The 12,825-nt window shown below is 65.3% G+C and carries 10 protein-coding genes; 2 read left to right on the top strand and 8 right to left on the bottom strand.

The window, feature by feature from the left end:
• Positions 1-28: 28 nt before the first annotated feature.
• On the top strand, positions 29-526 hold the full coding sequence (locus IAQ70_RS06590; RefSeq protein WP_190988519.1) for a DUF2505 domain-containing protein: 498 nt from the start codon (positions 29-31) through the stop codon (positions 524-526).
• 4 nt (positions 527-530) lie between these two features.
• Complete coding sequence (locus IAQ70_RS06585) at positions 531-752, top strand: SCO4848 family membrane protein (RefSeq protein WP_190988518.1); 222 nt, start codon at positions 531-533, stop codon at positions 750-752.
• A gap of 112 nt (positions 753-864) precedes the next feature.
• Here IAQ70_RS06585 and sufU read toward each other — a convergent pair whose 3' ends face one another.
• From sufU to glmU, 8 genes are all read right to left on the bottom strand, one after another.
• A complete protein-coding gene (gene sufU / locus IAQ70_RS06580) occupies positions 865-1,314 on the bottom strand; it encodes a Fe-S cluster assembly sulfur transfer protein SufU (protein ID WP_190988517.1) in 450 nt (149 codons plus the stop codon).
• 25 nt (positions 1,315-1,339) lie between these two features.
• Positions 1,340-2,665: a SufS family cysteine desulfurase gene (locus IAQ70_RS06575; RefSeq protein ID WP_190988516.1), complete on the bottom strand. Its 1,326-nt coding sequence runs from the start codon at positions 2,663-2,665 to the stop codon at positions 1,340-1,342.
• A gap of 605 nt (positions 2,666-3,270) precedes the next feature.
• Positions 3,271-5,904, bottom strand: coding sequence for a helix-turn-helix transcriptional regulator (locus IAQ70_RS06570; protein ID WP_407682568.1), 2,634 nt, complete (start codon positions 5,902-5,904; stop codon positions 3,271-3,273).
• Positions 5,905-5,929: 25 nt separating this feature from the next.
• The gene (locus IAQ70_RS06565) at positions 5,930-8,665 is read right to left on the bottom strand and encodes a helix-turn-helix transcriptional regulator (RefSeq protein WP_190988514.1); all 2,736 of its coding nucleotides are present in this window, start codon (positions 8,663-8,665) and stop codon (positions 5,930-5,932) included.
• A gap of 118 nt (positions 8,666-8,783) precedes the next feature.
• On the bottom strand, positions 8,784-9,374 hold the full coding sequence (gene pth / locus IAQ70_RS06560; protein ID WP_190988513.1) for an aminoacyl-tRNA hydrolase: 591 nt from the start codon (positions 9,372-9,374) through the stop codon (positions 8,784-8,786).
• An 80-nt stretch (positions 9,375-9,454) separates the two neighbouring features.
• Positions 9,455-10,039: a 50S ribosomal protein L25/general stress protein Ctc gene (locus IAQ70_RS06555; RefSeq protein ID WP_190988512.1), complete on the bottom strand. Its 585-nt coding sequence runs from the start codon at positions 10,037-10,039 to the stop codon at positions 9,455-9,457.
• Positions 10,040-10,308: 269 nt separating this feature from the next.
• Positions 10,309-11,289, bottom strand: a complete 981-nt coding sequence (locus tag IAQ70_RS06550; RefSeq protein ID WP_190988511.1) for a ribose-phosphate diphosphokinase — start codon at positions 11,287-11,289, stop codon at positions 10,309-10,311.
• Positions 11,290-11,291: 2 nt separating this feature from the next.
• Positions 11,292-12,770: a bifunctional UDP-N-acetylglucosamine diphosphorylase/glucosamine-1-phosphate N-acetyltransferase GlmU gene (gene glmU / locus IAQ70_RS06545; RefSeq protein WP_190988510.1), complete on the bottom strand. Its 1,479-nt coding sequence runs from the start codon at positions 12,768-12,770 to the stop codon at positions 11,292-11,294.
• Between the last annotated feature and the right edge of the window lie 55 nt (positions 12,771-12,825).

The following is a 12,825-nucleotide window of genomic DNA, read 5'->3' as shown; positions in this document are numbered from 1 at the left end:
GTACAGACCCCGTATTACTGGAGGATTCATGGCACTGAGTGCAACCACCACCCTTCCGCATGCCGTTGACAGTGTCGCTGCTGTTTTCATCAACGAGGACTTCCAGCGGCACACAAGCGAATACGTCGGCGGCACACTGGAGTCCTTCGCCGTGGATGGAGACGTTGCCGGCGCGTTCAGCACCACCTCGGTCCGGACCCTGCCCACCACCCGCCTGCCGGAGATCGCCCGCAAGTTCGTCGGCGAGAGCCTCACCGTGACGCAGGTGGAAAACTGGGAAGCCCCCGCGGCTGACGGTTCCCGCCAGAGCAACATCACGCTGAAGATTGCCGGCGCTCCCCTCGACGTGACCGCGGTCCAGCGGCTCGTTGCCGAGGGCGGCAGCACCCGGGTTGAGCTTGAAGGCAACGTGACCTCGTCCGTGCCGTTCCTGGGCAGCAAGATCGCTGAAGCAGCCGAGCCCATGGTGGCCAAGGCCCTGAACATCCAGTCGCAGCGGGCCCAGGCCTGGCTCGAAAGCCACTGAGTCCATGCAGCTTCCCCTGTTCGCCGCCTTACTGCTGATCATCGCCGGCGTCTGGTCGCTGGTGGTCTGGCCGCAGTTTCTGCGCCGGGTCATGAAGGATCCGCGGGCGCGCGACGCCGACGGCAAAGCAACAAAGTTCCTCACGGTTCACGTGGTGCTGGTCAGCATCTCCATGGTGCTGGGGGCCGCCACCGCCGTGATCGGCGTTGTGGGCCTGTTCGGCTAGCACCGGCTTAGGCAGGCGCTCCATCCGGGCAGGAACGCTGTCCGGAAGGCGCGCCTGTCTGGCCTGCCGGACCCAAGCGGCCGGCTACGCTGGTTGGTCCAGGCTGCTGGGTCTAGGCCGCCTGGTTGAGTGCGTCCTCGGCGGCCACCCAGGAGATCATGGCGCACTTGACGCGTGCGGCATAGCGGGCCACACCCTCGAACGCGGCCGCGTCACCGAGGATTTCCGGATCTGCGTGGACCTTCCCCCGGGAACGCAGGACTTCCCGGAAACTGCCAATGATTGAGTGGAGTTCGTCCACGGTCAGTCCCTCACCGAGTTCGCTGAGGACGGAGGCTGAGGCCATGGAGATTGAGCACCCGGCTCCGTCCCAGGAAATCTGCGCCACTCTGCCATCTTCCACTGCAACGCGGAGGGTGACTTCGTCCCCGCAGACGGGGTTCAGCTGGTGCGACTGTCCGGTGGACGCGCCCTGAGGGGCGTCCACGCCGGCCAGGCCGCTGCCGTGGCGGGCCTTCGAATGGTCAAGGATGATCTGTTGATATAGCTGGTCAAGGCTCATATTCGGTATACCTTCGGTGGCCGCGTCAGACGCGGAAGTAGGAGCGGACGCCGGCAACGGCCTCGAGGAAAGCGTCGACGTCGTCGGTGGTGTTGTACAGGTAGGCACTCGCCCTGGTGGTTGCCGTCAGGCCCAGGCGGCGGTGCAGGGGCTGGGCGCAGTGGTGCCCCACCCGGACCGCGATGCCCCGGGAATCCAGGAACTGCCCGACGTCATGCGCGTGAACACCCTCGACGTCGAACGCGGCCAGGCCAATCCTCTCCTGCCCGGCGGCGGGCCCCAGGACACGTATTCCGGGAAGGGCTTCAAGGCCGGCCACCATGCGCTGGCCAAGCTCAGTTTCCCATTGGTGCACCCGGGCCAGTCCCGTTTCTGTGAGGTAGCTGGCCGCGGCGGCAAGGGCCACGGCCTGGGAGATGCGTTGGGTACCGGCTTCGAAGCGCTGCGGCGAGGGCAGGTACTCGGCACGTTCCATGGTGACGGTGGTGATCATGGAACCGCCGGTGAGGAACGGGGGCAGCACATCCAGAAGGTCCTGCTTGCCATACAGCACGCCGATTCCGGTGGGCGCGAGCATTTTGTGGCCGGAGAAGACGGCGAAGTCGACGTCGAGTTCCTTGACGTCCAGCGGCAAGTGGGGCGCGGACTGGCAGGCGTCCAGCACCACCAGCGCTTCCGCCGCCCGGCCAAGGGCCACCAGTTCCTTGACCGGGTTGATGGTTCCCAGGACATTGGACGCGTGGGTGAAGGCGAGGACCTTGGTCTTGCTTGCCAGGATCTCAGCCGCGAGGTCCAGGCGCAGGGCTCCGGAGTCGTCGATGGGGATGTAGCGCAAGGTGGCGCCGGTTCGGAAAGCGAGTTCCTGCCAAGGGATCAGGTTGGCGTGGTGCTCCATTTCGGTGACCACGATCTGGTCCCCCGGGCCCACAGCCAGCTCCTTGAGCCTGGCGTCGCCGCGTCCCCGGGCAGACCACAGGGCGGCATTGGACAGCGCATAGCTGACCAGGTTCAGGCCCTCGGTGGCATTGGAGGTCCACACCGTTTCCGCGTACTCGGCCCCGATGAAATCTGCAATGGCCTGGCGGGCGTCCTCGAAGACTTCGGTGGCCTCGACCGCAAGGTGGTGCGCGCCGCGGTGTACGGCTGCGTTGCGCTGTTCGTAGAATTCCTGCTCAGCCTCGATAACGCTCAAGGGATTCTGCGATGTGGCACCCGAATCCAGATACACCAGCGGCCGGCCATTCACCAACTGGTCCAGCACCGGGAAGTCATTCCTGATTCTCAGTACTTCGGCGTTGTCCATGGCCGGAACGGCATGTTCCAGCGTGGCTGGCGTGGTTACGAATGCCAAAGTGAGCTCCTTGAAATGCCAATGGATTGACATTCAATTGTCCCACAACACCACTGTGGCGGCCGCCCGGGGGCGGCCGCCACAGTGGCTCCGGGCTTCAGCCCGCGGATAAGAGGGCCGGCGACGGCTGGGGGGAGAGCCTCGGTCTCAGAAGACTCTGACGTCGCCGGCCCAGTCTCGGTCCGGCCCGGGGGCCGGAAAGTTTGAATTGAGACAAGACCTGGAAAGTCTGATGGTGGGAGTTGGAGGGCTTTCGCCGCTCCTTCCTCCCGCCTCAAGTTAATCGCACGCGGACCCGGACGGCACGAGTAGGCAGTACTCTACTTCGACGGTGGGGATACCGGGGCGGGCCCGGCTGATACGCGCATTCCAGGGGCCGGAACACTCGAAGTCACGACACGCCCCGGCTGTGCAGGCAACGTAGGGTTCGGAACGCGCGGCAGGCGGCCCGGACTCAAAGCGGGGCAGCCACCACAATGCGAAGGATCCGGGCAACCAGGGCAGTCCTCAGCAGATGGGAACGCCAGTGCACATCACCAGCGCATGGGATGCATTCGGGGCCCCAGCTCGTGCTGGAGTCAGCGGACGGTTGCAGTGGAGGGGGCTTAGTGGGCCAGGGCGGTAGACAGTTCGTCGCGGCTCCGCACTCCGAGTTTCACGTACGTGCGGTAGAGGTGGCCCTCCACTGTTCGTACGGAGACCATGAGCCGCTGGGCGATTTCCCGATCCGTGAGGCCCTGGACTGCCAGCTCCACGATGTCCTGCTCACGGCGGGTGAGGTGCACCGTGGGCGCTGCGGCGATGAACTGGCCCTCCCGGAACCTCTCGCCAAGTTCGTGGTCGCATTTCTCCCGAAGGGCCACAGCCTGGCGGGACCGGCGGCGTTCACCGACCGCTTCCCACACAGAGCTTGCCCGCGCGTAGGCTTCCCTTGCCACGTTGACGAAGCCCTCGGTTTCAAGCCGGGCCGCCATCTCCATGAGGGCGTCAGCGTCGGCGGATTCCCAATGCTCCGCGAGGCTGAGCAGCGCTGCGGCCCAGCGGCCTTGGACGTTGCCTGCCAGGTTGTGCACCAGGGGAATCACCGAATGGTCGCCCAGGTCCCAGCAGAGCGCCAACAGTTCCAGCAATGTGCCGCCCCTGGCTGAGACCTCCGGGGTGGTGGCCAGGGTATGGAGGGACGCCAATCCCTTCCCGTCTCGGGTCACGTACTCCGAACCCGCCGCAGCGTAGGCCGTTGCGAGCAGATCCTGGCTGGCTGAACCCAGCAGCGAATCCTTATAATCCATCTCGAGCCGGCTGGACTGGGCAGCGTCACCCAGCCTCGCTGCCACATAGAAGGCGAGTGCGGATCCGAACCGGAACACCTGCAAGGGATCGTTGAGCCTCAGCGTCTCTACCGCAGGCAGGAGCGTCTGGTAAGCGCGCTCGATCCGCCCCTGCCGCAGCAATGAATAGCCGCGTAGCACCTCGATGCTGCCGGCGAAGGCGGCTGCATCCCGAGGCTGATCCGCCGCATAGTCCGCCAGCTCCCGTTCCGCTGATTCCCAGTCCCCCAGGGCCAGGTAGTCGGCCACCAGACGGCCCAGGACGAACTCATTGAAGAAAAACACTCCGCCGTCCAGCGCAGCGAGTTCCGAAACTGCAAGGAGTCCGGCATCCAGGCCTTGGACGGCGCGTCCGGCTGCAGCGCGTGTCTGTGCGAGCAGGGCGGTTCCCACCGTGCGAAGGGCGTGGTCGGTAGGGCCGCCGGGGTTACGGCTGCGAAGGTCCTGGACCTCGTTGGCCAAGGCCTCGCAGTTTCCGGCTTCGCCGAGTTCGAGCAGGTGAAGCAGCTGCTCCTGCCAGGCCGTGCCCGGGGCTGTGTCAGTTTCAGCAGGGACGCGGCGGAGCACTTCACGGGACTCGGCTGCGAACAGTGCCAGTGGTGTTCCCAGGGCCTGGTGGACAAGCGCCCTGAGTATCAGGGCGGGGGCCGCGGCGGCGCTGGATCCCAGCTGCAGCCAGCATCCGTCCAGGAGCTTTGCGGCGCCGGCGTGGTCACCCTCGTTGAACAGGGCCCGCGCGTGAATGGCATGGGCCTCGGGCACGAGTGCCGGGTCCATAATTTTTGCCGCCATGGCCCGGGCGCTAGGGTTCCTGAAGTGGGCCAACGCCGTGCTGGCCGCTTCAAGGAGCTCAGGCTCTCCTGTTTTCACTCCGCATTCAAGCGCCCACTCGACAGCCCTCAACCGGCCTTCTGACCCGGCCGGGGACGTTCCCAGGTGCTCGCGTACCCTTTCCAGAAGTTGCAGGCTCCGCGAGACAGAAATGGTTAACCGGAGGGCGTCCCCGAACATAGCGTTCCAGATCCGAAGGTCAGCGGGCGTGCCATGGCCCTCTACCACCATTTGTTGGTCAAGCAGGGAGCGCACCACTTCAGCGCCGCAGATGTCCTCGATCACCTTTCGGCTCACGGGCCCGGCCAGCGCAATCAGCTTCAGTGCTTCCTGCTCTGCGGGCGTGCGGCGCAGCATGTCCTTCACCACAACGTTGGTCAGTCGAGGCCCATCGGCCGGCAACTGCTCCACCAGCATCCAGATCCCGTTCCTTTTGGCGAGTTGGCCTCCTTCGGCGGCGTCATGGAGCAGGGCATCGAGGATCCGTGGATTTCCGCCGGAAGCGCTCCAGATGGTGTCGACGGTTCCGTCGGGGACCGTCCCGTCCAGGGCGTGGGCAAGGACTTCCTCGATCTGTTCCCGGTTCAGCGGACGAAGGTCCACGCGATCGGCAAGGCCGTCATACCAAAGCTGCGCCAGAGGCTGGGGCAGGCCGGGCCGGGGCCTGCCTGCTGCCACGACGCTGGCCCAGCCCGCGGAGATCATGTCTGCCACGATGCTGGCCGTAGCCTCGTCCAGGTGGTGGGCATCATCCATCACGAGCAGCAGTGGTGCGTCCCTGCCCGCTTTGAGCTTTTCAAAGTAGCTCCAGACGGACCTCAGGACAGCCACCGGTGACACCGAATCCTCGGCAGTCAGCTCCGCTGTGTAGGGGGCAAGGATGCCAAAAGGAACGCCTGAGAGCGCAGAACTGCCATGGATCTGAACAATGATCATGTCGGTGGCCAGCCGCTCGGTGATGGCTTCGGCCAACGCGGTCTTGCCGATGCCCGGGCCCGCCATCAGGAACACTGCCTGGCTGGTTCGGGTCCGGATGATGTTGCAGATCCGATCCAGCGGCTGCCGCCGCCCCGTGAGCAGGCGGCCCGGTTTCGATGAGTGGCCGTTAGACGAGTCCAGTCAGATCACCCCTGGACGTAACTCCCAGTTTGGTGAAGACCTGGTAGAGGTGGCCTTCCACCGTGCGGACGGAGACGCCCATGTCCAGCGCAATGTCGCGGTTGGAGGCGCCCCTGCCCGCGAGCCGCGCAATCTGCCTTTCCCTGCTGGTCAGGAGAGGGCTGCCGCTGCTGGGAACGATGGGCAGGCTGGCCACAGTGGCAGCGAGGATGTCCAGCCGCGCCTGGGCAGTCCTTGCTGCTGCCGGGTCGCCGGCCTGACGGGCGAAGTCAACGGCCAGCGCCATGCATCGCGCCTCAACAGCATCCAGTTCCAGCGTGGCGGCCAACTCCCCGCCGGCGAGCAAGGTCTTGGCGTCATGGGTCCTGGTGCCCACGGCAATCAGCCGCGAGATTTCCGCCAAGGGACCCTGGCGGTGGCCGGCCACTTCTTCGAGCAGGCGGAAGTCAGCCTCTGTACCGTGGACCGTGGCCCCCAGAAGGCTGATTCCGGCCAGCGTGTACCTCCCCGCCGCGATGTCGCCGCGGGCAGACTCCTTCAGGCGGTTGACGGCCTCGGTGTCGTTCAGCCACCGGCCGGCCATGTCGGCGCAGAAGTCAGTGATGCTCCGGCTAACATGATCGGCGGTGCCCCCGGTCCGCTGCAACTTGTCCAAATATTTCCGGGACTGGCCGGCGTTGCCCAACTGTGCATAGGCGAATGCCACAGCTGCGTAAGCTTCCCGGCGGATGCCCTGGGCGGGCCGCAACTCGAGTTGGGCCACCGCTGACAGCAGCGAATCCAAGGCAACGGCGCCCCGCCCCGCGAAGACGTAAGCAATCCCGGCCGCCAACTCGGTGGCGGCGCTTCGGTAGGGAAGCTGGTGGGTCTCAGGGGCTGCGGGATTGAGGAGATCGATGCAACGGTGCCACTGCCCGGCGGTCAACAGGACGTAGTAAGCGCGTTCGGTGAACGTCTCGCGCAGGCCCACGATTTGGCCGGCGTCGGAAATTTGACCGCCCAACTGCCTCATCAGGCTCAAGGCGTCCATCTCCCGCCCGGTCATGGCCAAGGCGGTCATCAGGATCATTGCGGAATTCATCCGGAACCACAGGTCGGAGTTCAGCCCGGGGTCGGCAGCGGCTTCCAAGCCCGGAATGGCTGCCGCGTAATCTCCCGCGAACACCTGGTACTCGAATTCGCTCAGGCTGATCCGATTGGCTGCAGCGGCAACGGGATCAGGCCATTTTTTCGCGTTACCCGGTTCTTCCCCGAGCCGCTCCCGTGCCGTCTGCAGGAGGGCCGGTACCCTGTCGGCGTGGTCCGGCAGCCAGACCATGACCCGTGATTTTGCTGCGATGACCTGGGCGTATTCCTGGACGTCCAGGCTGTCCAGCTGCGGCTGTGAGATGTCGTCCAGGGCAGCCATCGCCTGGACAGGAAGATCCAGGAGCAGGTAGGCGGCGGCCTTCTGCCGTTGGCCGGCTACCCATTGGGGGTCGTTGCGCCTCAGCGTCTCGGCATATTTGAGGGCGAAGTGCGGGTCAAAGAGCTGCACGGCCGCCTCGGCCGCGGCCAGCGCCATGGCGGGACTCAGCTCGGCCTCACACTCATGGGTCCATGCAGCGAAGGCCATCAGCTCTTCCACGGTCATGCTGGCCGGATCGGGTTCATGGCTGTCCAGAAGCACATTCCGCAGTTCCCGCCGCCTGGTGATGCTGAGCCAGGAGCGCACGACGTCACCGAGGTACATTTCGCGCAGTGAAACCCAGCGGCTCTCGGACCCGTCGATCTCCAGCAGCCCTGCGTCTTCCATGTCCGCGACAATGCCGGCACCGTATACAGCCGTGAGCCTTGACAGCTCCACCCGCCGGGCACAGGAGAGCATTTCGATGACTTCCCGCTCTTGCGGGGATTGCCGGGACCAGCGCGACCGCACGATGTCCTCGAGGCTCGCAGCGCCGTCGAGCACTACCTTGTCCCGCAATGTCCAGACCGAGTCCGACAGCACCAGATTTCCGGACTGCTGCTGCTCGGCTACCAGCGCCTTGAGCAGCAGCGGGTTTCCGCCCACCATCGTGTGGAAGGTACTGACCAGGGAGGCGGAGACACGGTGCCCCAGCAGGGAAAGCAACACCTGGCGGGTCTGCAGCTCGTTAAGGTTGTCCAGCCTGACCTCAGTCAGCCGGCGGTCGGTGAGAAGCCAGTGGAAGTCCGCCGGAAGATCGCTGATCTTGGGTGCCACGGCAACAATGCGCGCGGTCCCGGTCAGGAGGATGTTGAGCAGGACGCCGGCACTCATGTCATCAATGCTGCCGGCGGTATCCAGGGTGATGACGCACTGGCGGCCGGCGGCGTCGCTGCGGATCAGTGACGTTATGCCACGCAGGATGGCGGTTGGCGAGCCCATGTAGGCCTGGGGAAGACGCGCGAGAAGGAACGCCAGGCAGCCGTAAGGGGTGTCGCCCGTTGTGGTCCCGCAGCGCAACTGCAGCGTCCAGACGTCGGGGCCAAGCTCGGATACGGCAGTTCTGGCCAGGGATGACTTGCCGACACCGCGGCCGCCTGTGATGACCACTCCGAGGGAGTCGATGCTGGTCAGCGCCGTACGGACTGCTTCGAGGTTGGCGCTGCGTGCGGGCGCAGACCATCGCTGCGCCTCTGGCACGCCGGCGGTGTCTGTCCGCAGCTCAAGGTCCTTGAGCTGCGACCCACGTTCCCAGCTGAGTGGCTCGATTGACATGAACTTATCCCCTACGTCCCAATACAGCGGGAACAAGCCCCATCGCCCCCCGCTTAGGAAGAAGACTACCCCTAGGCAAGGAAGCGTGAACAGGTACTGGGCGTTTTTAGTTCTTTTGCTACACGTCTGTTTTCGCCGGGTGGAACTTCTGCTGCGCCGCCGTCAGGCCCTCCCTGACCAGCATCTCCACGGCGTCAGCGGCCTCATCCAGCAAAAACGGCACGTCCTTGCGTTCGGTGGTGCCAAAATCACGGAGCACATAGTCGGCGGTATCCATGCGGCCCGGCGGGCGGCCCACCCCCACCCTGACCCTCAGATAGTCCTTGGTGCCGAGCACTTTGGAGATGTCCCTCAATCCGTTGTGGCCGCCCTCGCCACCGCCGCACTTGAGCTTGACGGTGTTGAACGCGATATCGATTTCATCATGGACCGCCACCACGTGGTCTGGTCCAATGCCATAAAAATTCGCCAGGGCGGCCACCGGTCCGCCGGAAACGTTCATGTAGCTCAGCGGCTTGGCCAGGACCACGCGCGGACCGCCGATCCCCAACCGCCCTTCGAGGACCTGGGCCCGGGCTTTATGGGTTTTGAAGTTTCCGCCGAGCCGGCCGGCGAGTTCATCAAGAACCATTTGGCCAACGTTGTGCCTGTTGCCTTTGTATTCGACTCCGGGGTTGCCGAGGCCGACAATCAGCCAGGTGTCAGTCATTGTTCCATCCTAAGGTGGTCCGGACATGGCCGTGGCCGGACCCCGACGGGGTCCGGCCACAGCTGCAAGCGGAGTGGGTATTACTCAGCAGCGGCTTCAGAGGAAGCCTGGGCCTCTTCGTCCGAGACCTCGGTGGCCTCGGAGATGTTGACAACCAGGGCATCGGCGTCGGCCAGCAGGGTTGCGCCCTTCGGCAGGACGAGGTCGGAAGCGTGGATGTGCTGTCCCGCGGAACGGCCTTCGATGTCGACCTCGATGGCGGTGGGCAGGTGGGTTGCCTCGGCCTCAAGGGAGATAACGGTGAGTTCCTGGTTGTAGACGCTGCCGGGAGCCAGTTCGCCGACGAGGTGGACGGGGATGTCCACGGTGACCTTTTCGCCCTTGATGACGGTCAGCAGGTCGATGTGCTCGATGATCTGCCTGATGGGGTCGCGCTGGACGTCCTTGACCAGGGCGAGGTGCTCTTCGCCGTTGACGTCCAGGGACAGCAGGGCGTTGGCCGTGCGGACTGCCAGCGTGGTGGCCTTAGCCGGCAGGGTGATGTGGATCGGCTCGGCGCCGTGGCCGTAGATGACGGCGGGGATCAGGTTGGCCATGCGCGCGCGGCGGGCAAAGCCCTTGCCGAATTCGGTGCGTACTTCTGCTGCGAGCTTCTGCTCAGACATGTGTATCTCCTCGGAAGACTAAACGGTGTTCAGCAAGGGCGGAGGTCTGTTGCGACCTTCAACGCCGGGCGGCCGTGTGGCGCCCATCCGGAAGGGAGATTCAGACCCAGTCGATAACGGAGACTGCTCTCCCTCGCCAAGGTATCGTAGAAAAGTTTACCAGCGCCGGTCCCGAATACTGAAAACGGGACCGGCGCCAGGGGCCATCCCCATCAGCTCCCTAAGCTCGCAAGCTCACTGAGGGAACCCTGCCGGTGTGGGCCCTGGCTTCAGGCGTTGCCGTCGAACAGGCTGGTGACCGAACCGTCGTCGAACACTTCGTGGATGGCACGGGCGATGAGCGGCGCGATGGACAGCACCGTGAGCTGCGGGAAGCGTTGGTGGGAGGCGATGGGCAGGGTGTTGGTGACCACCACTTCACGGGCCCCCGATTCGGCCAGCCGCTGGGCGGCGGGGTCGGAGAACACTGCATGGGTTGCGGCGATGATGACGTCCTTGGCGCCGGCATTCATGAGCACCTGGACCGCTCCGGAGATGGTGCCGCCGGTGTCGATCATGTCATCGATCAGCACGCAGGTCCGGCCTTCGACCTGGCCCACGACCGTCTTGGATACGGCCTGGTTGGGGACAGTGAGGTCACGGCTCTTGTGCACGAATGCCAGCGGAGCCCCGCCCAGGCGCTCAGCCCACTGCTCCGCAACACGCACGCGGCCGGTGTCCGGGGAGACGACCGTGACGTTGTCGGCGCCGACCTTGGTCCGGATGTAGTCGGCGAGGAGCGGGATGGCCATCAGATGGTCAACGGGGCCGTCGAAGAAGCCCTGGATCTGGGAGGTGTGCAGGTCAACGCTCATGATGCGGTCGGCGCCGGCGGTCTTGTACAGATCCGCCACGAGCCGGGCGGAGATGGGTTCGCGGCCGCGGCCCTTCTTGTCCTGGCGTGCATACGGGTAGAACGGGGATACCACGGTGATCCGCTTGGCGGAGGCCCGCTTCAGCGAATCGATCATGATCAGCTGTTCCATCAAGTGGTTGTTAAGCGGGGCAGGGTGGGCCTGGATGACGAATGCGTCGGTGCCCCGGACGCTCTCGCCGGCGCGCACGTAGATCTCGCCGTTGGCGAAATCGTAGGCGTCAATGGGGAGCAGCTCGGTCCCTAACTCCTTCGCGATTTCCCGCGCCAGTTCGGGGTGGGCCCGCCCAGCGGCAAGCACCAGCTTCTTCTCGCCGTGTGCGGTAATTTCGCTCATTATTACTTGCCCTCTTCTGTTGATGCCGGGGTATTTGAGGAGTCTGACGCGGCGGCCTTGGCCAGCTCTGCGGAGCGCGAGCCGGGGCGGTTGGCAACAACCCAGCCTTCGGCATTGCGCTGGGCAGCAACCGACACGACGAGCGCCCCGGCCGGGACGTCTTTGCGGATCACCGCGCCGGCGCCGCTGTAGGCACCGTCCCCCACGGTGACCGGTGCAACAAACACGGTATTGGAACCTGTGCGGACACCCGAGCCGATCACCGTGCGGTGCTTCTTCTCGCCGTCGTAATTGGCGGTGATGTTGCCACAGCCAATATTGGTGTCCTCGCCGATTTCAGCGTCACCGGCGTAACCGAGGTGGGACAGCTTGGAACCACGGCCGATGGTGACATTCTTGGTTTCGTAGAAGGCGCCGATCTTGCCGGTATCGCCCAGCACCGTGCCTGGCCGCAGGTAGGTGAAGGGTCCGACGGCGGCGCCAGCACCGATGACAGCACCGGAACCGTGGGTGCGCGTCACGGTGGCGCCCTCGCCGATGCGGACATCGGTCAGGGTTGAGTCGGGGCCGACGACGGCGTCCCTCGCCACGCTGGTGGCGCCGTGCAGCTGGGTGTTGGGGAGGATGCGGACGTCCTCATCAAGGGTGACGGTGGAATCGATCCAGGTGGTGGCGGGGTCAACAACGGTGACTCCGGCCCGCATCCAGGCTTCGACCGTGCGGCGGTTCAGTTCGGCGCCGAGGGCCGCGAGCTGCACGCGGTCGTTGGCGCCCTCCACCTGCCAGCGGTCTTCGGTGACGACGGCGGCAACCCGCCCATCGGACTGACGCGCCAGGCCCAGCACATCGGTCAGGTATTTTTCGCCCTGCGAGTTGTCCGTGGTGACGTGGACCAGCGCGTCGCGGAGGACGGCGGCGTCGAAAGCATAGATGCCGGAGTTGACCTCGCGGATCAGCCGTTCGGTGTCCGTGGCGTCCTTGTGTTCACGGATGCCGGTGACGGAGCCGTCATCGCCGCGGAGGATCCGGCCGTAGCCCGTGGCGTCGGTGAGGAGGGCGGTGAGGACCGTGACGGCATTGCCTTCGCGTTCGTGTGTTGCCACCAGGTCGGCCAGGAGGCTGCCGCTGAGGAGGGGAACGTCGCCGTAAGTCACCACGACGGTGCCGGAAAGCTTTTCCTCGGCGTCCAAGGCCGCGAGTGCGACTTCGACGGCACGTCCGGTGCCGGGGATCTCGTCCTGGTCCACGATCAGGGCTTCCGGGTCCAGTTCCTTCAGGTGGCGGGCAACCAGGTCGCGTTCGTGGCGGACCACCAGGGCCAACCGCCCGGGGTTGATGCTGCGGGCCGCGAGGAGGGCGTGGCCCACCATGGACCGGCCGCCGATCTCATGCAGGATCTTGGGGGTACGGGATTTCATCCGGGTACCGGCGCCTGCTGCCAGAACAATGACGGCGGCTGGGCCGGTATTCTCGGGGATCACGTACGGGCTCTCCTTGGCTTGGTTGCGCGTGGCGCTGGGTGCGGTGCCTGGCCGG

This window comes from Pseudarthrobacter sulfonivorans (genome assembly GCF_014712225.1).
GTDB classification, from domain to species: domain Bacteria; phylum Actinomycetota; class Actinomycetes; order Actinomycetales; family Micrococcaceae; genus Arthrobacter; species Arthrobacter sulfonivorans.
The sequence above is the reverse complement of the archived record's forward strand: the minus strand, read 5'-3'. Positions and strand labels throughout refer to the sequence as shown.

Bases quoted from the DNA above. Each gene is read 5' to 3' on its own strand.
- IAQ70_RS06585 (WP_190988518.1), top strand. From the start codon at position 531: ATGCAGCTTCCCCTGTTCGCCGCCTTACTGCTGATCATCGCCGGCGTC.
- IAQ70_RS06590 (WP_190988519.1), top strand. From the start codon at position 29: ATGGCACTGAGTGCAACCACCACCCTTCCGCATGCCGTTGACAGTGTC.
- IAQ70_RS06565 (WP_190988514.1), bottom strand. From the start codon at position 8,665: ATGTCAATCGAGCCACTCAGCTGGGAACGTGGGTCGCAGCTCAAGGAC.
- IAQ70_RS06555 (WP_190988512.1), bottom strand. From the start codon at position 10,039: ATGTCTGAGCAGAAGCTCGCAGCAGAAGTACGCACCGAATTCGGCAAG.
- sufU (WP_190988517.1), bottom strand. From the start codon at position 1,314: ATGAGCCTTGACCAGCTATATCAACAGATCATCCTTGACCATTCGAAG.
- IAQ70_RS06550 (WP_190988511.1), bottom strand. From the start codon at position 11,289: ATGAGCGAAATTACCGCACACGGCGAGAAGAAGCTGGTGCTTGCCGCT.
- pth (WP_190988513.1), bottom strand. From the start codon at position 9,374: ATGACTGACACCTGGCTGATTGTCGGCCTCGGCAACCCCGGAGTCGAA.